General features: G+C 49.1%; 20 protein-coding genes and 3 pseudogenes. 14 read left to right on the top strand and 9 right to left on the bottom strand.

The genetic code is table 11. From position 1 onward, the window contains the following. Window positions 1-587 precede the first annotated feature (587 nt). The 8 genes from AB8804_RS14550 (at window position 588) to AB8804_RS14515 (ending at window position 8035) form a co-directional block, all read left to right on the top strand. Window positions 588-1136: a hypothetical protein gene (locus AB8804_RS14550; RefSeq protein ID WP_371187309.1), complete on the top strand. Its 549-nt coding sequence runs from the start codon at window positions 588-590 to the stop codon at window positions 1134-1136. A gap of 185 nt (window positions 1137-1321) precedes the next feature. After that, a complete protein-coding gene (locus AB8804_RS14545; protein ID WP_371187307.1) occupies window positions 1322-1879 on the top strand; it encodes a fimbrial protein in 558 nt (185 codons plus the stop codon). An 81-nt stretch (window positions 1880-1960) separates the two neighbouring features. Beyond that, the gene (locus tag AB8804_RS14540; RefSeq protein WP_371187305.1) at window positions 1961-2665 is read left to right on the top strand and encodes a molecular chaperone; all 705 of its coding nucleotides are present in this window, start codon (window positions 1961-1963) and stop codon (window positions 2663-2665) included. Window positions 2666-2718: 53 nt separating this feature from the next. Next, entirely contained in the window at window positions 2719-5256 is a 2538-nt protein-coding gene (locus AB8804_RS14535) for a fimbria/pilus outer membrane usher protein (RefSeq protein WP_371187303.1), read from the top strand. 28 nt (window positions 5257-5284) lie between these two features. Next, window positions 5285-6460 carry a fimbrial protein gene (locus tag AB8804_RS14530; RefSeq protein WP_371187301.1) on the top strand — a complete coding sequence of 392 codons (1176 nt, stop codon included), beginning with the start codon at window positions 5285-5287 and terminating at the stop codon, window positions 6458-6460. Window positions 6461-6620: 160 nt separating this feature from the next. Next, complete coding sequence (locus AB8804_RS14525) at window positions 6621-7076, top strand: DUF3290 domain-containing protein (RefSeq protein WP_371187299.1); 456 nt, start codon at window positions 6621-6623, stop codon at window positions 7074-7076. Continuing rightward, window positions 7076-7711 (top strand): DUF421 domain-containing protein, encoded by a 636-nt coding sequence (locus tag AB8804_RS14520; protein WP_112009909.1) that lies wholly within the window; start codon window positions 7076-7078, stop codon window positions 7709-7711. The genes AB8804_RS14525 and AB8804_RS14520 overlap by 1 nt, the downstream gene beginning before the upstream one ends. 81 nt (window positions 7712-7792) lie before the next feature. Beyond that, window positions 7793-8035, top strand: coding sequence for a DinI family protein (locus tag AB8804_RS14515; protein WP_371187296.1), 243 nt, complete (start codon window positions 7793-7795; stop codon window positions 8033-8035). A gap of 91 nt (window positions 8036-8126) precedes the next feature. Here the strand turns inward: AB8804_RS14515 and AB8804_RS14510 are convergent, their stop codons facing one another. Together AB8804_RS14510 and AB8804_RS14505 are read right to left on the bottom strand one after the other, a co-directional pair. Next, window positions 8127-8573 (bottom strand): VOC family protein, encoded by a 447-nt coding sequence (locus AB8804_RS14510; protein ID WP_371187294.1) that lies wholly within the window; start codon window positions 8571-8573, stop codon window positions 8127-8129. Between the two features lie 333 nt (window positions 8574-8906). After that, window positions 8907-9350 carry a hypothetical protein gene (locus tag AB8804_RS14505; RefSeq protein ID WP_371187292.1) on the bottom strand — a complete coding sequence of 148 codons (444 nt, stop codon included), beginning with the start codon at window positions 9348-9350 and terminating at the stop codon, window positions 8907-8909. A 278-nt stretch (window positions 9351-9628) separates the two neighbouring features. Between AB8804_RS14505 and AB8804_RS14500 the strand changes: the two genes are divergently transcribed. After that, window positions 9629-10453 (top strand): hypothetical protein, encoded by an 825-nt coding sequence (locus AB8804_RS14500; RefSeq protein ID WP_371187290.1) that lies wholly within the window; start codon window positions 9629-9631, stop codon window positions 10451-10453. Here AB8804_RS14500 and AB8804_RS14495 read toward each other — a convergent pair. The 6 genes and pseudogenes from AB8804_RS14495 to AB8804_RS14470 form a co-directional block, all read right to left on the bottom strand. Then, on the bottom strand, window positions 10440-11708 hold the full coding sequence (locus AB8804_RS14495; RefSeq protein WP_371187288.1) for a Y-family DNA polymerase: 1269 nt from the start codon (window positions 11706-11708) through the stop codon (window positions 10440-10442). The genes AB8804_RS14500 and AB8804_RS14495 overlap by 14 nt on opposite strands. Window positions 11709-11710: 2 nt before the next feature. Then, window positions 11711-12130, bottom strand: coding sequence for a translesion error-prone DNA polymerase V autoproteolytic subunit (locus tag AB8804_RS14490; protein ID WP_371187286.1), 420 nt, complete (start codon window positions 12128-12130; stop codon window positions 11711-11713). A 152-nt stretch (window positions 12131-12282) separates the two neighbouring features. After that, window positions 12283-12852 (bottom strand): annotated as a pseudogene (locus AB8804_RS14485) (recombinase family protein). A gap of 528 nt (window positions 12853-13380) precedes the next feature. Next, on the bottom strand, window positions 13381-13953 hold the full coding sequence (locus AB8804_RS14480) for a helix-turn-helix transcriptional regulator (protein WP_371187284.1): 573 nt from the start codon (window positions 13951-13953) through the stop codon (window positions 13381-13383). Between the two features lie 55 nt (window positions 13954-14008). Next, window positions 14009-21094: an autotransporter outer membrane beta-barrel domain-containing protein gene (locus AB8804_RS14475; protein WP_371187282.1), complete on the bottom strand. Its 7086-nt coding sequence runs from the start codon at window positions 21092-21094 to the stop codon at window positions 14009-14011. A gap of 199 nt (window positions 21095-21293) precedes the next feature. Beyond that, window positions 21294-21683: a hypothetical protein gene (locus tag AB8804_RS14470; protein ID WP_371187280.1), complete on the bottom strand. Its 390-nt coding sequence runs from the start codon at window positions 21681-21683 to the stop codon at window positions 21294-21296. A 553-nt stretch (window positions 21684-22236) separates the two neighbouring features. Here AB8804_RS14470 and AB8804_RS14465 point away from each other — a divergent pair. Beyond that, window positions 22237-23139 carry a LysR family transcriptional regulator gene (locus AB8804_RS14465; RefSeq protein ID WP_371187278.1) on the top strand — a complete coding sequence of 301 codons (903 nt, stop codon included), beginning with the start codon at window positions 22237-22239 and terminating at the stop codon, window positions 23137-23139. 229 nt (window positions 23140-23368) lie between these two features. On the opposite strand, the pseudogene AB8804_RS14460 reads toward AB8804_RS14465, so the two are convergent. After that, window positions 23369-23704: pseudogene (locus AB8804_RS14460) on the bottom strand (replication protein P); the annotation flags it as partial. Here AB8804_RS14460 and AB8804_RS14455 point away from each other — a divergent pair. From AB8804_RS14455 to AB8804_RS14440, 4 genes and pseudogenes are all read left to right on the top strand, one after another. Beyond that, window positions 23698-23844 (top strand): annotated as a pseudogene (locus tag AB8804_RS14455) (enterohemolysin); the annotation flags it as partial. The pseudogenes AB8804_RS14460 and AB8804_RS14455 overlap by 7 nt on opposite strands. A gap of 39 nt (window positions 23845-23883) precedes the next feature. Continuing rightward, window positions 23884-24126 carry a DUF4060 family protein gene (locus AB8804_RS14450; protein WP_371187276.1) on the top strand — a complete coding sequence of 81 codons (243 nt, stop codon included), beginning with the start codon at window positions 23884-23886 and terminating at the stop codon, window positions 24124-24126. A gap of 59 nt (window positions 24127-24185) precedes the next feature. Then, the gene (locus AB8804_RS14445; RefSeq protein WP_371187274.1) at window positions 24186-24443 is read left to right on the top strand and encodes an excisionase; all 258 of its coding nucleotides are present in this window, start codon (window positions 24186-24188) and stop codon (window positions 24441-24443) included. After that, complete coding sequence (locus tag AB8804_RS14440) at window positions 24424-25563, top strand: phage integrase Arm DNA-binding domain-containing protein (protein WP_371187272.1); 1140 nt, start codon at window positions 24424-24426, stop codon at window positions 25561-25563. The genes AB8804_RS14445 and AB8804_RS14440 overlap by 20 nt, the downstream gene beginning before the upstream one ends. Window positions 25564-25661 lie beyond the last annotated feature (98 nt).

The raw sequence follows: 25661 nt of genomic DNA, 5'->3' as shown, positions 1-25661 counted from the left end.
TTCAGATCACATATACAGTAAATATTCGCTTTTTTTCTTTGTACCTTTATGTGAATAAAATGTAATGTCTGCACGAAATAATCCTAGCTGATTTTAAATACCTCCTAAATAAAGACAATTCTTAAGATATATTTTCCTAATTATAAAAATCATTGATTGACCGTTTATTTTCATTTCATCAATTTCCCTTTAAGATCTTTACGCCCGCGGCGATGTGTTTAGCAAAATAAAAATCTAACGCCCGGGGTGTTAACAAATATTTCATGCTGGCAGCATGGTATATTTTTCATTAATTTTATCGGTTTTTGCCCATTTTCCTTATAGTTTCTTAGGGTTAGACTTTTCGCGAAAATTCCTGGTGAATAAAAAATCACTATAACCTGCTGAAAATTGACTCATTATCTACGCGCTCACCCCAGCCTCACCGTCAACAATTGATCGATAAAAACTATTAATAAGTAAATTCTCAATCACTTAAAACGATTGCCAAAATCGCATGGCCGATGTTTTAATCTCCCCAACAAATGGAATGGTAGATGAGTATTCCTCTCAATTAATTTGACAGGAATAAGGGAGACTTACACCTTATGAATTATCATCTAATTTCAGATGACAGCTTTTTCATCCTTGGGCTTTGCGAAGAAATTAAAACTAACGATAACCCGTATTTTATTCACAACGTCAATCTGGAGAGCCGCCTTTTTTATCCGCAGCCCGGAGACGTGGTTATTATCGCGGTTAATGATATTAAGCTACGCAGCTCCCTGCTGCGGAACCCAAGACTAAAGCGCTGTCGACTGCTGGTGATGATGGATATTCCCGTTATCCCGGCGAGGCTGACTAACTTTCCCTGGCTACTGCCTAAAAATGTCAGCATGGAAGCCCTAAGCGCCACCCTTAACCGGGCCGTACGGTCGATGATTTATCATGAGAAGGTCGATCGGAAAACCATAACCATATTTGATGAACTTTGTGCGGGCAAATCCACATCGAGCCTTGCAACCTCATCGGAGGAGAATTTAAAGCATATATATAAAATCAAGCGCGGGATTTTCCGCGAATATGGACTGATGAAGTGTAATTCAGCTGGATTGTTATTATGCCGCGATATTCTGGGCATGAAACCCGTTCAGTGAAATCAATAACAGGCCTGCCTGTTAACCAACAGCTCATTCAACAGCATCGGTAAGAATACGACCGATATTTATTCTGACGACCTGGAAACAGGGTGTTAAGGCAGCGCATTCGCCGTTTGCTGAAGGATGATCCGTATCTGCGGGAAAGCCCGCGGGTTATTTATCAAGTGAAAATGGAGTTTACCATGAAAGTCAGTATGCATTCCTTAGCCATTGCTATCGCGGCCACCCTCTGCGCTGCCAGCGTGCAGGCAGCGTCTAACGGCACCGTTAACTTTACGGGAGAAGTGTTGGACAAGACCTGTGACGTCACGATTGACGGGAATGCGAGCCCGGCAACCGTCGTTTTACAAGCCGTTGATAAGAGCCAGCTGGGCGCGGCGGGCGACACCGCCAAGCGCACGGGCTTCAATATTGAGCTGAGCAACTGCGCAGGCTCCGCGTCCGTGACCAGCGCGGCGGCGTTCTTTGAGAACGGTTCAACCGTTGATCCGATCGGCTATCGCCTGAACAACACCATCACCGACGGCACCGGTGCAACGAACGTCCAGCTGCAGCTGGTCGATGCGCCAACCGGTAACGCCATCAAGGTCGGTAGCCCGGATCAGCATACCTCTTCATCCACGTATGACCTCTCTTCCGGCTCCGCCACGCTGCCGTACGCCGTTGAGTACTACGCAACCGGCGCGGCAACCCCGGGCCTCGTTGCCAGCTCGGTCAACTTCACCATCAACTACTTCTAATCGCTTTTGAATTAGACAGTTAGCTGACTTGCGTCACGCGGGGAGCCGAACGAGGCTCCCCGCATTCAAGGAGAACGTTGTATGAATCTTCGTGCCGTTAACCGTGCCACCGCAGCATGCCTGCTTTCTCTCGCCCTGGTCGCCCCTGCCGTCGCAGGGATCGTCATTACCGGTACGCGCGTGGTTTACCCGGCGCAGGAGCGTGAGGTCACGGTCAAAATTGACAACCGCGGTGATAAGCCCGTCCTGGCGCAAAGCTGGGTCGATGACGGTGATGCGGACGCGACGCCGGAAACCGCGCGTGCGCCTTTTACGATTACGCCGCCTGTTAACCGCATCAATCCAGGAAAAGGCCAGACGCTGCGCCTGATGTATACCGGCGAACCGCTGCCGACCGACAGGGAGTCCGTGTTCTGGCTGAACGTGCTTGAAGTCCCGCCGATGAATAAAGAGAAGCAAAACCAGCTACAGATGGCGTTTCGTTCGCGCATCAAGATTTTCTTCCGCCCTTCCGCGCTGGCGGGAGACGCAAACCTGGCCGGGCAATCCGTCACCTGGAAAAAGGTAAGCGGCGGCGTAGAGGGCACGAACCCGACGCCCTACTACGTTTCGCTGGCCAACATTGCTGAAGATAAGGACGGAAAAAAGCCGATCGGCAACGGCGGCATGATTGCCCCCGGCGGGAAAACGTTTTTTGCCCTGAGCAAAAACCTCGCAACCGTTTACCCGTCCTATATCAACGACTTTGGCGGGATTAACCCTCTACCGCAGCCCGTCGCGCCGTAACCACGATCAACCACAGCGTTTGAAATCACTTCGCTGAAGTGAAAGGAACTCACATGTCCTCTTTTCACCCTTTACTGTCTCCGCTGGCCGTCGCCGTCATGCTGGCTATCGCCGCAGAAAGCGCGGCCAACGATGACGTTGAGTTTAACCCCCACTTTATGAGCCCGGGCAGCCAAAGCCGGATAGATTTAACCCGCTACAACCAGGATCTCGCCCCCGCGGGCCGTCACAGCGTAGAGCTTGTCGTGAACGACCGCCGCATCGGGCGCGACGACATTACCGTTCAGGACAGGATCGTCGCCGGGAAAAGCCATCCCGGCGTGGATATCTGCGTGAAGCCCGCGACGCTGGACGCGCTGGACATTGACGTCGAGCGGCTCTCCGCCGAGGCTCAGCGCGCCATTGCCGCGCAAAAAAAGGCCGGGCGCGACGGCTGCCTGGCCCTTAACCGCCTGCTGCCGGACAACAGCGTCGCGTTCGATGCTAACGAACAGACGCTGAACCTGACCCTGCCGGAGGTGTACCTCATCAACCGCCCTCGCGGCTACGTGAACCCCGAACAGTGGGACACCGGCATCACTGCGGCGACGCTGGGCTATAACCTTAACGCCGGTACCACGCGCTATCACGGCAAAGACAACGACACGCTGTACGGTAACTTCACGGGCGGCTTTAACCTCGGCGGCTGGTATTTTCGCCATAACGGCGTGTACACCAAGACGACGGATACCGTCAGCGATTACAACAACATCAATACCTACCTGCAGCGCGATATTCCGCAGATCCAGGGGCGCCTGCTGCTGGGAGACGCCAATACCAAGGGTGAGATCTTTGACACGCTGTCGTTTCGCGGGGCGCAGCTGGCCAACGAAGAGCAGATGCTACCCAACTCCGTGCGGGGATACGCGCCGGTGGTGCGCGGAACGGCCAGGACGGCCGCGCGGGTCGTCATTCGCCAGAACGGCAACGTGATCTACGAGCGTCAGGTGGTGCCGGGTCCCTTCGAAATTACTGATCTCTACCCGACCGGCTACGGCGGCAACCTGGACGTGTCGATTGAGGAAGCGGACGGCGCGCAGCAGAAGTTTCAAATTCCCTACACGGCCACCAGCAACCTGCTGCGCCCCGGCACGCACCACTACAGCCTGACCCTGGGGAAAATTCGCTCAAGCCAGCTGCGCGAGGAGCCAACGCTCGCCGAGGCGACCTACCGCCGCGGCATCAATAACGCGGTAACGCTGTACGGCGGCATGCAGGGTAACGGGTCCTACCAGGCGGTTCAGGGCGGCGCGGCGCTGGGCACGACGTTCGGCACCTTTTCGCTGGACGTAACCCACGCGCGCCCTCGCCTGGGCGCGGGCTGGGACAAAATGTCCGGCGAAAGCTATCAGCTGAAGTACAGCAACGTGATACAGAGCACCGGTAGCAACCTGTCCATTGCCGCCTATCGCTACTCCACCGACGGCTACATGGACTTTATGACCGCCATGTCCACCGCCGAGCTGTATCCGGGCAACCGCAGCGGTAAAACCGCCCGTCGCGCCAAGGACAGGCTGCTCGTCAGCGCCTCGCAGCCGCTGCCCCCGGGCTGGGGACAGTTTTACGTGAGCGCGTGGCAGCAGGCCTACTGGAACGACGCCGCCACCGAACGCCAGTATCAGTTCGGCTACAACAACCGGTTCAAAAGCCTGAGCTACAGCCTGAGCGTTAACCGAACCCAGGACCTGTATGGACGCTTTCAGAACACCTACATGCTGAACCTGACGCTGCCGCTGGACGGCCTGCTGGGCTTTAGCCAGATGGGCTCCACGCTCACGCGCGGGCCGGGCAATACCCTTAACGAGCAGCTGTTTGCCTCCGGCACGTCGGGGGCCGAAAGCGAATACAGCTACAGCGTCACGGCGGGCCATAACCGGCAGAGCGGCGGCAGCGCCAGCAGCAGCCTGGTGATGAACGGCTCCGCGCGCACGCCGTACACCACCGTGAGCGCCCTGGCGGGCGGCGGGCAACATTATGAAACCTGGTCCGCCGGGCTTAGCGGCGCGATGGTGGCCCACTCGGGCGGCCTGACGCTCTCCCCTTACAGCGGGGATACCTATGCGCTGGTCGAGGCGAAGGGGGCAAAAGGCGCAAGCATGGTGAGCTATCCGGGGATCAAGGTGGACCGCTTCGGCTACGCGGTTATTCCGTACCTGACGGCGTACCAGCTTAACGACGTGGAGATCAGTCCTAAGGGGCTGTCGAACAACGTCGAGCTGAACCTGACCAGCCAAAAAGTTGCGCCCTACAGCGGCGCGGTCGTGAAGGTGAAATACGCGACCACCGTCGGCTACCCCGCCCTGATCAGCGCCCCAACCGCCAGCGGGAAGCCGCTGCCGTTCGGTGCCGAGGCCTACGACAGCGAAGGCCGCCACATCGGCGTCGTCGGCCAGGGCGGCAGGCTGTTTGCCCGCGTGCCGTCGACGGAAGGCAAAATCAGGGTGGTCTGGGGCCAGGCGCCTGGCCAGCAGTGCCATGTGCGCTACATGCTGCCCGCCAGCGCCGATCTGGAAAAAAGCAATGCCATTAAATTTAACTCGCGCTGCGAATAGCCAGGATGCGGGCATTAAGGAAAACACGATGAAAATAACGCTGCGTTTATTCAGCCTCAGTACGCACTGGCGTCGAACGTTATGCCGCCTGGCGTGCGGAGCCTTAGCCCTGACGGCACTGCAGGCACAGGCATATACCTGCGGATTCAACACCCTCTTTTACGATAATATCTCCATACCGGTTATCGGACCGGGCATGTCTACCGTGGGTGAAGACGTGCCCGTGGGTCAGGTTCTCTATACCGGGCGGTTTTTAGCCAACTCACGAACGACGTCGTATTCCTGCACCGTTACCGTCGAAGATCTGGAGGCAGGTACGTATCCGATTCCGTTTAACGTCTACAGCAGAATTGAGGCCATCACTACACCTTCGGGTGCGCCAACCCTCTCGGGTGAAAAAGAGATTTACCCAACCAATGTACCGGGCATCGGCGCGATATTTACTATTATAGGTTCAGTCATAACGTCTAAATTTCCAGCAGTCTGGGAGAACGAAATGGAAGTGGGCTATGGCACGCTGACGCAGGGGGTGGGCCAATTCTCAAGGATGGACGTGCAGCTGATCAAAACCGGCCCGATTGCGCCAGGCACCCAGCAGGTGCTGGGATCGTCCTTCCCCACCTTCCAGGTTACCTCTGGTTCGAATAAGCCGGACGTCATCAAGCACGTCTTCGTGACGCTCAGCTTCAGCGGGGCGATCTCGATGTACACCAAAACCTGCCAGCTGGCGACGTCGGTGGTGGATGTCGATCTCGGCGCCCACCAGCGCAGCGACTTCACGGGCGTTGGTAGCGCCACGCCGTGGACCGAGTTTGATATCGTCCTGCGCGATTGCCCGGCGTTTGTCGGCTATGGCAACCACGTATATAGGGAGGCCACCGACACGACCACCGGCACAAGCACGCCAAACCAGGTTGCTATCACCTTCAACAGCGTCCACGGCGCGGTGGATAACAATACGCTGCTGGCGAAGCTGGAGGACGGCCCCACGGCTGCTGCGGGCATCGGCATTGAGCTGTCGGAGAGAAACAGCGCCACGTCGTTAAGTCTTGATGGTTCTGGTGCGTTCAGCCTGCAAAACCTGCCCACGGTGGATGGCTCCAGCTACACCATTCCGCTCAAGGCGCGCTACGTGCAGTATGAATCAGACGTTAAGGCCGGAAAGGCGAACGGCGCAGCGGTATTCACCATCACCTACAACTGACGGACATGCGTTCAGGCTGGCTTCGCGGCCTGAACGCTCCCCTGTCGGCCCCTCAATTAAATCGCCTCGTGTTTTCCTCCGTAAACGTATATATTTAATGCGAATTATCTTATGCAGCCATAAGGATTTTATAAACGGATGATGAATTAAGGTGGACGCAATGAATTTTTATGGGATCAATTATCTTCAGGCGCAGTCCAGCCTGAATGATTATTTGAAATATATCGTCATCTTCAGCACGCTACTGGTGACGATTGTTGTTTTCAGCCTGTATATGCGGCACAGGCTACAAACCAAATACCGGGACCTGACGATCATCGCCTTCTTGTTTTTGCTCTTCATGCTGGGTGTACAGTACTCTGAATACACTAACAGCGAAAGCGCGCACTCCCAGTCATCTCAGATGGTTAACTTCGTTAACGTGCTCTCTAAGCAAAAAAACGTCAGCGTCAATGACATTTACGCCAACTCATTTCAGCTTGTCGACGGCGTGATAATTAAGATTAAAGATAGCTATTATAAGGTCAACCTTAGCGCCGACCAAAACACCTATATCCTGCAAGAAACCTGGCTAACCAACCCCAACATTACCTTACTTAAAAACAAGGATAAGTGATGCTGATTTATACCCCGATAATAATAAAGTTAGGCCTTGGGATATTGTGTCTAATCATACAAATTAACCTGATGGGGAAAGGCAACCTGGCCCCGACTTCGGCAATGGATCAGGTTCAGAACTACGTTTTAGGTGGCATTATTGGCGGGGTCATCTACAACGAATCGATTACCGTTTTGCAGTTCGTTTTGGTGCTCATTATCTGGACCCTGCTGGTGTTTATCCTCAAGTTTTCAAAAGAGCATAATCACCTCGTTAAACGCATTGTCGACGGAAAGCCGATCACCCTGGTTCACAATGGAAGCGTTGACGTGCAGGAATGCTTGCGGAACGGGATTTCAGCGAACGATCTGATGTTCAAGCTCAGAGCAAACGGTGTTTACGAGATTGAAAAACTCAAGCGCGTCATACTTGAGCAAAATGGTCAGTTAACCATCATCGAGGTGGGCGATGAGAACATTCGCTATCCCATTATTGTCGATGGAATGGCAAACTTCGACGTGCTCGAAATCATTGATAAAGACATTGACTGGCTGGAGTCAAAAGTCGTGGAGCAAGGCTACGTAAAAATCAGCGAGGTTTATCTCGGAGAATACCTGTCGGGCAAGCTTAACTTATACGGATACCCGCGCTAAGTCGAACAGCTCCCCTTTCGGGTTGGCACTGTTTAAATACACAGTATATACTAAGCTCCCCCAGCAAAGAGGAGTTAAGACATGTTCGTGGAACTCGTTTATGACAAAAGGAATTTTGACGGTCTGCCCGGCGCCAGAGAGCTCATTCTCGCCGAACTGAGCAAAAGAGTTCACCGTATCTTTCCAGATGCAGAAGTTCGGGTTAAACCGATGATGACATTGCCGGCGATCAATACGGACGCGAGCAAGCATGAGAAGGAGCACATTAGCCGGGCCGTTCAGGAGATGTTTGAAGAAGCCGATATGTGGCTGGTGTCGGAATAACCTCAATCAGCTCAGGCAACACGCCGCTTGTTCGAACGTGAACAACCGGCATTGGCTAACGATTTATAAGGTTTATCGACAGAAACACGCCTTAAGCGGCCGGTACGTTCTCACCGTGCCCCAGGGCCTCAAGCCCGACTTTCTGGCCATAGGAAAGCTCAAGCGTGTTGCCATCGGGATCGGCGATAAAGGCGTAGTAGCCCACGGGTTCCCCGGCCTGCACCGGCTCTTTACGCAGAATGCCTTCCTCGCGCGCCATGGCTATTTTGGCGTCGATCTCTTCGATGCCTGAACACGCGACCCCCAGGTGACCAAAATTGCCAAGGGGGGTGTCAGTCACCACGTCAGCCTGAACGAGTACAAGCGCAAATGGGCGCGTGCGATCGCTTAGCCACGCAACCTTACGCGCGTCCGGAAGATTGGGCTCTCGCTTATGAACCACGTGAATGCCCGCGTAGCGGCTATAGAAATCGATACTCTTTTTCAAATCTCGAACCACGAACGCTACGTGGGTAAATCCAATGTCTATCTCTTTCATAAGGCTATCCCTTCTTGACTGTTCCTGAGACGGACACTGTAAAAGCTCAAGTTAACTTTAGGTCAAGCCCCAAAAACGCTATTTATACCCTGTCGCACGCGGCTAATGCCTCTCTGGATCGCAGCCAATGCTGACTAATTCCAGCAGGATGTAGATAAGGCTGGTCACGGAAAGGAGTAAAGATAAGAGGATCGCGGCTAGAAAAATCATTCGTCATTCCATGTAGTCAGTTTTATCCTAAAGCAATGGTAGACGCTTATCTGGCTTTGTCATTTTTTGGCAGCAAAAGAATGTTGAATGGCGGGAAAAAAGCCATTACATCAGCCACGAGGTTTATAACCTGGTTAAGGTGATGACAAGATTTCTGCCTCTGGCGTCGCAGAACTGATTCAGATTACTGGAGACGCTCCGGGTTGTTTGCAGCGCGCTCCTGCTAATTTCATTCAAAATGATTTCATTTACTGAATAGATATTCAAAAATGCCGACACGAAATACAATCCCTGAATGATTTTCGCCTGTTCTGAACCGATAGCAAACAGCACTAACGCATTCGCAATGCCGCGGGCTTCCTCAAGCGAATTAATTACAATCCCTTCCTCGTCCACTGACCCATCTCCGTTATGTTGTTTTCCTCTAACACTATAGTTCGCTTTTGTGGAAACTCTAGCGTGCTCTGCGTTTTCTCCCTGCCCTATACCTTCAGTCTGAGCGTTTCGCGGATGGTTATTTGAAACGAAGAGGCAAGACATAGGAAAGAGATCGACTTCATTTCGCATGTGATTACGCCATTACACGCTGGAATTGTAGGGTTTTAGTGGTGCGTATGAAATTGCTGAAACTTTACAAAACAAAACGTCAGCACGCTTTTTTAAATTACTTAAGCTGTTCATAGAGGGCATTATGGTTTCGAATGAATACTTCGCTAAGGTTTTATTAAACCCTGGCAATTGACCATCAATAATTTGTGGACTTTAATCATAACATTAATTATTGAAATATAATTGACATTCTACAATTCTAAATTACACTTCATTTCAACACTTATTCCTGGTTAATGATGATGACATACTTAGGGGACATCTCCTTAAAAAAAGAAATTATTAAAAGTGACACAAATTTCAAGTCAAGGGTTAAAAAATTCAGCATTGCAAATGAATTAATCTATTATTCTAATCCGTCTTTTTATAACTATGCGACAAAGCAAAAAAGGCTTGATGTGATTACCTTGTTGTGCCGACGCTTTTTTGTTGACGAACATGAGACATTATCCATCACAAAACAAATTTGCAACAACAACTTTGGAATTAGTGAGAATAGCGTCACCTCGATAATCAACACCTTAGATGCTAAAAAAAGCATTAGCATCTCAAGAAACAATCGTGACAGAAGAGAGTTGATTATTGAACCCACGGATAAAGGCCTTGCAGAAATGTTTCTGTTTTTTATAAGAGCATCTCACTCAGAATCCAACGTCTGCGTGAGCAGAGAGGACATCAGTCACCATAATGAACTTTATAAGTTTATCATTAATTTTTCATCTCACCTGATTCTTGGCTACTCGATAACCGCCTTTGTACCATTATCAAAAACTTTCCTGGATAACGCGGGCGGCCGAATAATAATGTTCCATCTATACAATGAGATCCGGGATTATAATTTTGGGATGTATAAAACACATTGTACTCATGCATCTTTGTGGTCCACGCTTAAAATATCAAGGACGCAAATCAACCGGATTTTAGTTTCTGCTAAGAAAAACAAACTTCTATCAATTGATCACGTTGGTCACATCTCACTGAGCAATACTTTCATTCATCTTATTGAAGATTATTATGCGGTTCTCATAACGCTCTACAAGGATAAAATCATCGAATCCTAAGGAGATCTGAATACCTTGTGGTATACCGCGGAGATAGCATTTCACGCTTCATCTGCCATTGCTGCTGTATGCCCTGCCCGGCAAAGTATAGCGTCCCCTTTCCATCCTTCGCGTTCAAGCGATCGAGGACCTCCATTAATCGATCGCTTCCGGCGCGCGGCGCGTTCTCGTCGAACAGGTTGAGCTGTGCAACGCCAAGGCTGAAAAAGTCACCCAGCATGATCCCTGCCTTCTGGTACCGGTGCCCCTCCTTCCAGATTTTATCCAGGCACTTTACCGCGGCGTTGATGATGTCGCGGCTATCCTGCGTTGGCGTGAATAACTTCATTGACGCGCTATTGCCGTAATACGGCTCGTTAAGCGAAAAGGGAGAGGTCTTTACGAACGTTGAGATAAAGCGACAATACTGGTGCTCACCCCGCAGCTTTTCAGCGCCGCGTGCGGCATAGGAGCAAATAGCCTGGCGCATTTGCTCATAGTCGGTAACGCGTTCGCCGAACGATCGGCTGCAGACGATTTCCTGTTTTGCTGGCGCGAACTCCTCCAGATCGAGACAGGGTTCGCCGCGTAACTCCCGGACCGTTCGCTCGAGTACCACGTTAAAGTGTTTACGGATAATCCAGGTGCTTTGTTCTGAGAGGTCCAGAGCGGTTTTAATGCCCATGGCGTTCAGCCTCTTACTAATGCGCCTGCCAACGCCCCAAATATCCTCTACGGGCACGATAGCCAACAATCGACGCTGACGGTCGATGTTAGACAAATCAACCACGCCGCCAGTCTGGCGCTGCCACTTCTTGGCGGCGTGGTTTGCCAGCTTAGCGAGTGTTTTTGTCTGCGCGATGCCAACCCCGACAGTCAGATGCGTGCGCTTTAGAACGGTAGCGCGGATCTCTTTGCCAAACTCCGTCAGATCCCGGCAGTTTCTAACCCCCGTCAGGTCACAAAAAGCTTCATCGATGCTGTAAATTTCGACGCGAGGGCTCATTTCCTCAAGCGTTGTCATCACCCGGTTGGACATGTCAGCATAGAGTTCGTAGTTGCTGCTGAAGCAAACCACTCCAGCGCGCCGGAATAAGTCCTTTTGCTTGAAGAAAGGCTCCCCCATGGTAATTCCAGCCGCCTTGGCCTCTGCGCTGCGAGCGATTACACAGCCATCGTTATTGGAGAGAACGACCACCGGCCGCCCCCTCAAATCAGGACGAAATACCGTCTCGCATGATGCGTAGAACGAATTCACATCACAGAGCGCAAACATATTCAGCTCGCTGACTTCACGATGTAAGTCACGACGCCGAACACATCCAGCGTGTCCTCGCTGCCAACGATGATCGGCGAATAGGCGCTGTTCATCGGATTAAGCTGAACGGTCGGGCGGAGCTGCAGACGTTTGACTGTGAATTCCCCTTCTACCGCGGCAATAACGATATCCCCATGCTCCGCAGTCCGGGAGCTATCTACCACCAGCAGATCGCCAGCGCTAATCCCGCCCTCAATCATCGAGTCACCCGCGGCTTTAACGAAATACGTCGAGCTGGGATGTGAAACTAAAAGCTCATTGAGATCGATGCGCTGTTCGACGTAGTCCGCCGCCGGGCTGGGAAAGCCGCATTGCACTACGTCGCTGAAAAGCGGGATAGCAATGACTTCACGTAACTCTGCTGGTCTGTACAACTTCATAATGCACGCCTCGATACTGTTTTTATATACAGTAGTTGAATGAAAAATTCTGATCAAGGTGCGCTATGAAGCTGGCTGATTAAGGCTTAAGCGGTTTGCCCGTAACCTTCTCTTGCATCGACAGATATGTTTTTGTAAATTTTCCCGCCCGCCTACAGTTCGGCGCCATCCGGCTTTCCTACTGGGAATTTTTTATACAATGTGCAGACCGCTACATCGTAAATTAAAGCGACTTGCTTACGGTCGATGCCGTTCGCAACGAGTCGTCCGGCTTGTGCCCATTGCTAGAAAGTCAATTTTGGGCGCCGACCACCAATCCTTCCCTTTTCTCTCGCAGCGGCAAGCCCAGCACGCGTTCTCTCGACGATCAGTTCCCTTTCCATCTCGGCAAGAGCGGACATGATATGGAAGATGAATCGCCCCATCGGGCTGGAAGTGTCTATGCTGTCCGTGAGGCTACGAAAATGAATACCGCGCTGCCGTAATTCGTTTACCAGAAGGACAAGATTCCGCATACTTCGGCCCAGTCTATCCAGCTTCCAGACCACCAGCGTATCGCCTTCGTTTAATGTCCGAAGCAGCCTTTTTAGTGCCGGACGATTAGCCACGGTTCCGCTCATTTTTTCTTCAAAAATCTGCTCACATCCTGCGCGCTCGAGTGCCTGCCGCTGGAGATCAGTATTTTGGTCATTTGTTGACACCCGGACATAGCGAATCTGCATATTTTTTACCCAATATTTTTTGCCAAAAAATCAGGTGAAGTTATCGGCCACGCACTTGAGAGGCAATCTATAAAACGTCGGTTTGGGAGACAGCGCCACCCGGGACGTTGGAACAGTTGCCGGATCGGTGGCCGCCGGAGACGACTCACGGCTGCAGACAGTGAATGGAAAGACTGGCGGCTCTCTTTCCATCGGCCTCTCTGTTCCCGGTGCGGGAGGTTTTACAGTCAAAGCGGGCGTTTACAACGGCGACACAATCAATAATGCAATCGTTGTCATCAACGTAAGGATTTCCTCGTCCTTATGTATTGGACGCAATCAAGCCCATCCATTTACTTGATAAAACAAGTATCTCCGAAAAATTTTCGTCCCGTGTAACATATACCTGTGTTGTAGCCACAAACCCGAAATCGATGCAAGTGGCCTACAAGCTACAGTCTGATGTTATAAAAGAATTGCTGTGCTTATCAATATCGTTAGTCAATTCACTACCAACGGGAATGATACGAAACACAAAACTCCAAACTTTTAAGATGCCAGCATGAACTCTTGATTCATCATTAAAAACACGCGCCCTTTTTGCATTAATTCTACATTACTTGAGATACCCATTTTTTTCATCGCGCTTCGCTTGTGATGACTTATTGTTTTATAGCTTTTATTCATTGACTCAGCAATATTTTCAACCGATATCCCTTGAACGTATAACAACGTAATTTCTAGTTCAGCTGGGCTTAGTTTGTTTCTCGGGGGATTGATGCCTCGACGAGTAGCTAACAAATCATTTATGGGTTGGTGTATTAATCGCGACAACACGCTTCGCAATTTATGCAAGGGAATATCAAACCGTCCAAAATATATGTTATAAGGCAGAATCAGTGTAGAGAGAAAGCCAATCAGGGATGGCCTAGCCAGAATAACAACCCTTTCAGATTTGTTATTAAGTATCAAGGAGAGTTCAGCTTCACTCAACCATGTTTTTTCGAATAAAAAAACAGACAGTCCGCCACCGATTATAGAATCCCTATTAATGTCTTTAAGAATTAAAGGGATTACTTCTCTGATATAACTATTATCAGAAAAAGAATAGATATTATCCATATTATCACTCTGTTAAAAACAAAGGGGATGACATCCCCTTTGTTATATTTCATCGTTACTTGAAATTAATTTTTACACCAATCATTGCTGAGGCATCACTGTACCCTTTGTCACCAACTTGGTTTGCGACATTACCCCAAAGGTTCAGATTCTTGTTAATTTGCCCTTCAACACCAACTTTCACTTCCGCAATGTTTTTCGCTCCATCCATAGAAGATGAAACACCGTTCATCGTGGCACCAAAGTTTCTAGTGTTATGAATCCAGTTAGTCTCAATGAATGGCTGGAACTCACGATCTTTACCATCATCAATTTTGTTGTGGCTGTTTATGTAGGTTCTGATGCCCAGACGAGTCATCAGGTTACCGTCACCCTGCGAGGCCACGTGTGTACCATTGTTTTCGATATGATCGTCGGCCTTAACGCCCATCCAGATAGCCTGTGCCTGTGGCTGAACATACACATCATTTCGGGTGCCTTTGCTGCCTTTAAACTCACCGGTTTTGAAGGAATATCCTGTCTCAACCGACGCAGTTAAGCCTTTCGACTTGTAAGACTCAGCAGCGAGCTCTTCCCCATGAACGCTGTTGTTGAACCAGCCGTATTGTGCCCAGGTATCTACGTAAGCCCCCGTATGGTCAACTTCATCTTGCAGCCAGGTTCCGTAAATACCCACGCTGTAACCATTAACGGAGCCGTCTGCGCTGTATTTGGTGACAGAAGATCGCGTGTTGCTGTGGTTGTTACCATAGCCCGCCATCACACCAAGATGCGTTCTCTGAGCGTTTTCATCCCCCCACTGAGCAATGTCTCCACCCATTTGCAGCACATAGCGATTGCTTTGGGTTTTCAGCTGCCCGCTGTTGTCGCGGAATGCCGAATGCCCACCTATATTACGCATCCACATGCTAGTAACTTTTTCTTCACCCGTGAGCATGTCTACATAGTTTGTCTCACCCAGACGATCGTGCAAGGTGGTATTAAACATGGTGTTAGCCGCCGCAATGTTAGCGGTATAAGCCCCGGCTTCTGGACGCACAATCGGATCTGTCGGTTTCACCGGATCGACTGGGTTGACCGGATCAACCGGGTTTATAGGGTTAACCGGGTCGACAGGTGTTGGCAGTTGCGACTGCAGATACCAGTTACCATCTTGTGCGGCTCCTTTGTTAAGGAAGTATTCATTCGCACCGGCAACAGCACGGCCTTTAAGTGCAAATTTACCGTCTGACTTAGCGCCAACCTGAACGACTTCGATGCCTTTACGGGTGATATCACCCTTTCCGCCAAGGTTTTTCACCTGTACCTGCGTGGAACCCGAGGTATTACCTTCTACGATGAGCTTATCCGTGAGCGAGTTGTCATTACCAAGCGCAGTATTCAGGGTTAGCAGGCCATTGTTGCCCACATAATCTCCCTTTACTGTCAGGGCGTTACCGACGGAAGAACCGCCCAATTTAATCTCGCCGCTATTGTTAAGACTGCCCACGGTTAAATTATTAACAGGCTGTTTTTCATAACCACTGAGGGCATTCAGGGCTGAAATTATCCCGAGGTTATTCACCGCACCGCTGATTACACCATTACCACCCAGAATTGCGCCTGATGCGATATTGACCGGGCCGTTACCCGAAAGCTTGCCGCTTGCCACAGCGCTATCACCCACAATCAGACGTCCTGAACGCAGATCGGTCTCACCGGTGTACGCAAGGTCACGATTGACAACCAACGTCGCATTGCCGAGTTTTTCCAGCGCACCGCTGCCAGTAATCTCGTTTGTTAGCTCCCAGTCTTTATCTGCCGTTAAATGCACGGCGCCATTGTTCACGATACTCGCCTCGCCCAGATTCTGAGCCGCAGAGGCGCGTAAATCACTGCCCGTTTCTACCTGCACTTCACCACGATAATTGCTGTTGTCGGCAATCAGGTTGATATCGGAAGCATCATTCACGTCGACAGCACCGGCTCCGGCAAGGCGTTTACCGAAATCACCCGTTGCTGCCGCATCGGTAGCCAGATGCTTCGCGAAGCTTAAGCGACTCTCTTTATCTGCAAGGGTCACCAGCCCCCTGTCACCCAGACCAGAAACGCTATTCAGCCGCGCCTGTGATTCGCCATTAAGCGTGACATCACCGGTGTAATCATGGTTTGCGCCTTTAACTTTCAGCTGGCCCGGCTCAAGAACCAACTTACCGCTGCCTGCCAGCGTATTGGCATTGATCGTGCCCGCATCCGCGTTCCCCGCTTCGCGCTGCGTATCAGTGAGCGTCAGTTCGCTACCTTTAGCAAGATTAATCCGGCTGCCATCTGCCGTATTCAGAGCGCCAACGTGCTGGCTGTGGCCCTGCATATTCACGGTAGCCAGTTTGTCCACCGCCAGATTACGGGTTTTACCCAGCACGTTGTCGTTTGCCATCGCCAGAGTGCCGCTTTTCACTGCCGTTTCGCCGGTGTAGTCGTTATCCAGATTCGACAAGGAAACCGTGCTGCTGCCGGTATCGATATGCAAATCGCCGCTTCCCTTCACTTTCGCGCTCAGGTCGCTGGCAGCGCCAGTCGCGCCATTGCTGTTTAGCACCAGAGCATTTGCCCCGCTGGCGATGAGGTCGACCTCTTTCAGACCGTAGTTAATGTACAAGCCATCAGAATTATCCCCGCTCGTCAGACGATAATCCCAGGTCCCTTTAGCGACAGTTTCACCGGATTGGGTAATGTCCAGCGTGGCGGCGTCAGTGATCAGCTTGCCGCTTTTATCTTCGAGCGTCAGATTGCCGCCGCTACCGATAACCGCATTCTCGCTGTCGGCCATTTTCACCAGCACCTGCGCATCATCCTGCTCCATCAGAGATAGGTGATTCGCAGGCAGCGGGTTATCATTAATGACTCCGTTAAGCTGGACCTGAACCGTGCCCTTTCCGCTGATATCCAGCGTGTTACGCGCATGAACCTGATTGCTGGCCTCTTTAACTCCCGGATTGAGTTCACCAAAATCAGCAGTACCGCCATTGAAGGTCAGGCTGCCGATGTTTTGCACCCCGGCACCTATTGTGGTTTCACTTCCGTTGCTCAACTTCAGGTTTGCAGCGCTGAGCGCCTGCGTGTTGATACCTTCCAGTTCAAACGTGCTATTCGACAGATCTACCGTTCCGGCGAACGCATCGGCCTTATTGTTATCGGTAAAGCTAAACGCTTTCCCTGACAGATCAGTTTTGACAGTTCCTGAGCCTTTCAGGTGAGTCTTTAACAACACATCTTCGGTATTGTTTAACGCAAGCGTACTTGTCGCATCGATGTTGAAGGCTGAGCCTGCTGCATCGTTAGCCAACTCACCCAATACGAGGAGCGTTTTATCCTCTGTAAATGTCGAACCATTGGTAAGGTTAACCGTGTCAAAACCCGTCAACGCATTCACATTTTTCAAAATGTATGCGGAGTTATCTAGGTTAAGGGTGTTTTCACCTTCACCACTATTTAAGGAGGCGAAGATAGCGGTTTCATCAGCTTTAATATCTTTCAGATTGAAAACATCATTACCGGTACCGGTATAAAAATCGGTCCCTGTGCTGCCGCTTTGCAGATTTACGGTGTTATCACCAGTTAAGAGATTGACCTTACCGACAATGCTTGCGCCTTCGCGATTGGTAAATGTCATTCCCTTACCAGAATGGCTTTCAACCGCAACCTGCTCTGCGCTATTTGCAGTAATCGCGCCGTTATTCGAGAAGATAGAGATCTTACCGTTGTTCGCGTTGACCACTGCGTCAGTCAACGAAGTGGACGTCAACGTTCCTGACTGAATAACGTTAGCCGTTGAGCCACCGACAGCCAACGCCGATCCGCCATCCGCCGCCGTAACGTTGATTCTGGTGCCGTTTTTCACATCTCCGCTGGTGTTTGTGATAATACCCGAGCCTTTCGCCCCGGTTACATTGATCGTCAGGCCATCAGAATCGAGTAAATTCAGTGCGGCTGACGTTTCAGAACCATCGGCGTGCTGCAGGAGAATACCTTCACCTGAACCACTTACTGTCATCACACCGCTGTTTGACGTCCCAAGTTCCGCTCCGGTACGAATACCTGCACCCTGCTCAACATTGAGTTTGGCGTTAACCAGACGAATACCAGCAATTTCCGCGCCGTTTTCAATCGCGTTACCCGTACCGGTTACGCTGATCGTGGCATCGGTTACGGTCAATTCAGATGCAGCCGTTGCCTTAAGCAGTGGCGAAGCGGTTGGCGCTTCAATCAGCACACCGTGCGCACCGTTCTGGGCGATAGTGGTCCCTTGCCCACTCAGAGCCAGTGAAGCACCATCTTTCAGGCGATATGCCGCCGTTCCACCTGTCGCTTTGACGGTGCCGGTGTTGGTGACTTTTGAGTCGCCGCCCACGATATCGACCGCGATTCCATTCACGCTAATGTTGCTGCTGTTCTCCAGGTTACCGCCGTCAACTAGTACGCCGGTGCTGTTATTGGCAGTAAAGTTAATGGTGCCTTTATGAATAAGCGTGCCTTTGTTGCGTGCTATATAGCCCATTGCATCGCTCGCCGCGTTGGTGTTATCCAGAGTGGCGAAGGTGGTAAGCTGTGACGCCCCTGCTGTACCGGTACTGCCTGTAATCGTTGTCGAGTTCCCATCAACAATACCAGCAGTAGCGTTTTTCGCGCTTAATGCAAGGAGTACACCCTGGTCGAGGACACCTTGTGCGCCACCCTCTACTTTGACAGCGGTTGCGCCAGCGGCATCGACGTTAAGGACCATTTTTCCGGTATTCAGTTTACTGATGGTTTTGCCATCATCGCTTTTCCCGGTCACCAGAAGAATCGTGCTGTTCTCACCAGTGGCTCTCATCACCGATGTGCTGTCAGCATCGCCAGCAAAGGCGGCGCCACCGTCAATTCGATACAAGGTCGAGTCTTTCGTGGCAACGTTTTGTAAACCGGAACTTTTATCTTCGATGGAGGACCCTGCGCCGTAAACGTAATAACCGATCTGGTTCTCTCCATTTTCAAAGGCGACTTTCCCACTGCCCTGCAGAGTCACAATCCCTTGATTACGGGCATGAATTCCGATCGCACGATCACCTTTTAACTCGACGGTGCCTGACTGAATGGCTTTGGCGCCAGCGCCTTCAGACCAGATACCGTAATTAGCCGTCTTAGTCGCGGGATCAACACCCTCATTCACAACAATATTGCCGCTATTGGTTGCTGAACTTCCTTTCAGCACCTGCAGGGCAACGGAGTTAATCCCGTTCAGATTGATGGTGCCGCTGTTAGTAATATTTTTTGCACCTGACGCCGCATTAATACCAATGTTCTTGCTACTGGCATTAGATGCAGTACCGTTGCGTCCGTTAATATTCACAGTACCTTTTTGATTAACGGTTGATGCCGACCCAACGGCAGAAATAGCCGTGGCACCCTGTGTCAAAGAACCAATGGTAATAACGCCGTCAGCGTTGTTGTTTAAAGCTCCACCATTTAATAGACTGACTCCAATAGTCCCCAGCGAGCTAACAGCAACATCGGTGGTTGCGTCATTCACCGAGCGTTGCGCCAGGCGACCAATATACAGTTGACCATTATTATCAAAGCTTGACGATTTCTGAACAACAACTCCCGTCGCGTTGTAGGTACCGTTGACGGATGTTGGCTGCGCTAATGCCGCAAGGTTAATAGAACCATTGTTTATTAAAGCAGTAATATCATTAGTAATTACGCCGGAAGAGCCTGCGTTATCCTGACGTGGGGCAACGTTTATCACACCATTGTTTAAAATCGTACTTGAACCAGATGCGTTAATGGCAACTTGCTCACCATTGCCCGTGTTAAATCCTGTTTTGATATATTTATCGAAGGCCGACATATCGGTAAATGTACCGGCATCAATAACCCCTTGGTTAATAACCTGACTGTCTTTTGCAAAAACGACGTAGGCCCCACGAAGCGTATTATAAACAGTCCCGATTGTACCGAGATTGGTCAATGTCGCGCCGTTGAGCAAACGAACCAATGATGCATCGGATCTAAACTGCTGAATATTAGCATCCTTACTAATATTAACGTTTGCACTATTGCCATCGGCCTTAATAAATGCAACGCGTCCGCGATCTGCATTCATATTCGTGGCATCATTTTCTGGAATCGAAGTATTGACATACACTTGTTTTAACGTTTTATCATAGGCCAACTCAAGTTGAGCATCATAATCGGTGCTCGCCATCGCTCCGCTACTAATGGCCACCTGCAGGGCAGTATTATATTTCTGAAAACTTGCCAAATCATTTACAACGAAGTTACCGATTTTACTGGCGACTGCGCCCTTAAAACCACCAATAAAGGATGCGGCATATTTAGAGTTTGAGTTGTTATTGCTCTCGTATCCTAGTTCAGCGACGGTTTTGGCGTTGTAATTGAGCGTACCGGTGTCAGCAACGTTAAAGACCGCGGATGTGGTGACATCAGCTTGGCTGCCTTTCATAATGACAGACAGGCGGTTAGCCGCGTTGTTCATCCAGCTTCCGCTCGTGCTACCCACGTTGACATCTACAACTGCGTTCGGTTGAACAGAATACAAACTGGTATCAACATACTGACCATGCTCACCAACACCATATGACAGAGGAAATACAAAATCTGCCGCGCGGGTAACGGACATTTGCGCATTATCATAAACGGATAAAGAAGTTTGATTATGCGTAATAGGATCTTCAAAAGTTATAGTAGAGCCTTTGTTTCCTAATTTAAAAATATCACCAGAGATAAAATCTGCGCCCGAAACCACGTAGCCATTATCTAGCGCCTGTTTCAGCGTAGAGTTAGTAAAGCCAGCCGTGCCTGTTGATATATTGGCAAAACCATTACTCCCACCTGTGATAAGATTTATGTCACCAGAAAGAAATGCATAGGAAGAATCCTGTGGCGTAAAAAAATCTATCTCCCGGTCAACCGCGAATGTTTTTTCTGTAGCTAGCGCGGATAAAATACAAGTTAATAACACTTTCCTCGAAAATAAAGCATCACAGAACCTAGCACCATTCGATGAAGATTTACTTTTATTTCGGCCTTGCGAAAGCTCAGAGGTGACTACATATCTACCAAGTGTAGCATTCCAAATCACTTTATAAAACTTATTCATATAACACCCACTCATGATTAAATATAATTTATTTTGCTAGGCAAATATATTATTTGCTCGTTAATTTGAGAAATCAGTAAATTAAATGTATAGTTAAGCCTCCACTATTTTCATGGATATACATAAATACACACACCTAATTTTTCAATTCGAAACCAAATAGTTTGCTCTTACTTAAACAATATTGGACACTTTAATTTTATACGGCCATGTAAAGTGCTTGTACCTTTAAAGCATTTATACTGTACTTGGAGCCTTTATCACTTACGATGAAATCTTCCCCTAGTCCTATCCGTGAAAGATTGGATTTAAGATCTTTTAAAGTAGCCCACAATATCTGGCTGGAGGATTTTAGTGCTCTGTTATCCCACACATCTTTTAAGATATCATCTCGTTTAACCGGATGGCCTATTCCATTAGCAAGTAAATAGGCCAACAGAATCATTTGCAGATCTTTGATCGAAATTACACTGACGTTAAGAACGTAAGGCTTACGATCCTCTTCAATATCGAGTTTTATAATCCTTCGGTTATGTATATCAATTTGAATGTTGTCATTGATCAAGAATCCGTAAGTAGTCCTGAACATAGTTTTGCCCTGCTTGTGTAAACGTCTTTATGAAGTGTCCGTACAATTTCAGGCATTTTATATAAACGCCATGTAACAGTAATCCACTAAGCTTGCGAGATGAAAAATGTAACCATAATGTAAAAAACAATCATTAGTGCCACAAAACCGATTTTTTTAGAATTAAATCCTATAAAAATAAATTTTGCAGCATTGTAGATTATCACTGTTAAATGTAATGACTTAACGGATAATATTGTTTTTTACCTGCATGTCAGTGTAAAAAACCACCAATGTATAAACATCATGATTTATCAGCAAAAAGCCTCGCTACTGTAAATCGTCATTTGTCCTTGAACTCTGATATGTCATTGACGAATGGTTTATGTTATCGAAGATACAACAACATTGTTAATGCAGCGTTAACAGCAAGACTTCGTCATTTCGGAATAGCGCCATTCAATCACAAATGCACTCATCATAAAAATGAATGAACAGAATTCCACTCTTGCAAAAATCAAATGAACTATAATCTGATTAATCTACCCCTGTAACGATGAGAATATAAATAGAAATGGACAAGAAAAAATTTGATTACAACTTGATACGTTACCTAGTGGTTATCGTTGAGACAGGGAGCATGGTGAGCGCGGCCGAGGTGCTGAACGTTGCTCCCTCAGCAATAAGCTACGCGGTAAAAAAATTGAGAGCACATTATCATGACCCATTATTTACGCGAAGGCTCAATGGCATTATACCTACGGCGCTTGCGATGAATCTTTACGGCAAATTCAAAGCAATCGATTCAGATATCATAGGTGCTCTTAATGTGGAGAATGTGTTGCACAAATTTACAAGAAAAATTTACATACGTTGCGACCCATTTATCGAACTCTGGCTAACTGAACAACTTCTTCAAAGACAGCTGATTCCTAATGATTTTGGTATCGAATTTCGCTATTTTAATCTCGATAACGAGCTACGCGCTAGTAAGCTTCGTAATAAAGAGGTCGATATTGATATTGGTTTGCCGCTTCCAGGAGACCGGAATTTAGTTGCTCGCCCACTTTTCGATCTGGATTTCACGCTAATTTGCCGAGATAGTCATAAAAGTATCGGTGAATTCATTTCCAGAGAACAACTTGCCAATGAGAAATACGTCGCCTATGGACTATCCACATATTCTACCCTTTTACGAACTGATACATTTGATGCTATTGAATCGCGCAATGTCGACCCGGTCATTGTAAGTGATTCATTTTTAAACCTAATCTTAGCTGTTACGTTTGAAGACATGCTCATTTTTTGTCCCGCGCGTTATGTGCAGTTTTTGAAAAAAATTATTCCAGTAAGAGAAGTTAAGTGCGAATATATTAAAAAAGGCAATGTGAAATTCGTAGCTCACGTGCACAAACAAAACATTGGAAATTCCGCCATAGAAAAAATAATTGATATACTTAAAGAGAAGATTCAATAATCATTTAGTCGTCGAAGCGATGTCCTGTGATTAGCGCTTTATTTTTCGGTGAATCACTCATCATAATATTCCTTGGTGCCTATAATCCTTCATACAAAAATTAGCGCGCTGGCTGCAGAAAATATTACTACGACATTTTTTATCGTCGCATAATTCTATTTGATACCAGCGCGATGATATAATAGATGATCAACTTACTTTCTCGCCGCGTTTAAGGTCTCGACATCAGCTATAAACTCCCACCAGCCTTAATGCTCTCATATTTGGCTTTCAAAAGCTCTGCAGGGGTCGGCCCCTTAGAAGCAACTGGAGCCGCTAGCGCCCGTCGAACAGACGGAATCGGCTCCCCGGCCAGCAGGCGCTTCTCCCAAGTATCCAAAATATCTGCCCCCTCACACTCAAGCTCTTTGCGGCTCAGCTGACCATCCGTTCCGCGGCGACGCAGCTCGAGGCAGATGTGGTAATAAACCGGCTTAGGCCAAGGATATTGCTCGCTGCTCGGATACCGAAACACAAGTTTGCGCCATTTCCAATATTCGGCCATGACGTCAGCTGTGGTTACCCCAGCCTGACGAGCCGGATGCCGCCGAGCGGTTCGCGGAAGCTGAGCGTGTGCTGGCATCGTCAAAGCGGCACTTGGGGGATGAGCTGCACGATCAGTTCAGCATCACACTGGCGGATATGAAACCGGAATACGTGGCCTAAGGATATTGGGAGGGGCAACCCTCCCCTTAAGGAGACTAAATGCGACTGATCAATCGAGGCAGTAAGCAATCCCCTTTAGCTCGGCAGGCATGTGACATCGCGCTCACCGCCCACCAGCAACGTTACGGCGACTACGGGCGAAGCAAAATAAAAGAGACCTACACCGTAAGAGATGAGGGTGTGAAAGTTTGGGTTGAAGTAGTGAATCGTAAGGCGAGCTATGTGGCTACAGCAATGACGGGCATGCGACGACTGCGGTCCTTACCTGGGCATATGACCTGATATTGAAATATCACACTACATGACTTTGATAGCTCATATTTATCAAACTGGAGGTTTTCATGGGGCAACTCGTTAGCTTGGAGGATTGGGCTTCCGGTCCAAACGGCTTCAAGCAACCACCATCCAGAGCGGCGCTGCACAAAATTGCAAAAACAGGACAAACAATCCCAAGGGCGCTGAAACAAGGTCGGCGGTGGGTTATCGATGAAGAGGCCAAATTTATTGGTATGCTCGCATCGCTGGCTGTACCACCTCGCATGCCGAAAGCGGTTAAGACGCTTATGGAGAGAGTAATTAATGGCAGCCAGACCACGTAATCACAGGGTTGATATACCAAATCTCTACTGCAAGCTTGATAAGCGTAACAGCAAAACCTACTGGCAATATAGGCACCCCTTAACCGGTCAGTTTATCGGTTTTGGTACCGATCAAGAGGCGGCCAAACTGGCCGCCTCTGAATTGAATCGTCTGCTGGCGCAGCAGGAAGCTGCCCAGTCGTTTGCCCTGATAGATATGGTCACCCATAAGAAGATCAATTCCAAGAAATCGATACGGATGCGCGTATGGATTGAACGGTATCTGAAAATTCAGGAGGAGCGACTCAGCAATAAAGAGATAAAAATTAATACGCTTAAATCAAGAAGGACATGCACAAACGTACTGGTTGAAAGGATGCCTGATGTTGGCATTCAGGAAGTCACCACCAAAATGCTGGCAGCCATCACTGACGAATATAAAGCCAGATGTAAGGCGCGGATGGCACAAACACTTCGAAGCGTCTGGATTGATCTGTTCAGGGAAGCGCAACACGCTGGAGAAGTTGAGCCCGGATATAACCCGGCTTTGGCCACACGCAAAGTCGTTGTTCGGGTGAGTCGTTCTCGACTGAACTTTGAGATGTGGAAGGCGATATTTGAAGCGGCGGGCAATATGGCGCCCTACGTCCAAAACTCAATGCTTCTGGCTGTGGTCACCGGGCAACGGCGCGGCGATATCGCCAAAATGAAGTTCTCTGATATCTGGGACGGCCATCTCCATGTTGAGCAGCAAAAGACCGGGGCGAAACTGGCTATACCGCTCTCGCTACGCTGCGAGATGTTGGATATTACACTGGCGCAGGTGATCAAGAGATGCAGAGACCGGGTCGTAAGCCCCTGGCTTCTCCATCACGTGACCTCAAGCGGTAATGTGAAAGCAGGCGATCAGGTTGGCGAGAACAGCCTTAGCGTCTCCTTCAAACTCGCGGTCGATAGTGCTGGCATTTCCGTAGAGGATGGAAAAACAATGCCGACTTTTCACGAGCAGCGTTCTCTATCTGAGCGTCTGTATGAGGGGCAAGGCATCAACACCCAGCAGCTACTAGGTCACTCATCAAACAGGATGACAGCGCAGTATCATAACGATCGCGGACTCGATTGGGTGAAAGTGAAGGTGTAGCTACGTGAATAACTGTTCAATATCCTCCTGCAAATTTCTCAGAATTTAAGGATTCATTTTGGGGAGGAATTTTGGAGGAGTTTTGGGGAAGAAAAAAT

The sequence above is a fragment of the Enterobacter sp. KBR-315C3_2022 genome, assembly GCF_041399425.1.
In the GTDB taxonomy this organism is placed as follows: Bacteria; Pseudomonadota; Gammaproteobacteria; order Enterobacterales; family Enterobacteriaceae; genus Enterobacter.
This window is presented reverse-complemented; position numbering and strand designations above follow the sequence as displayed.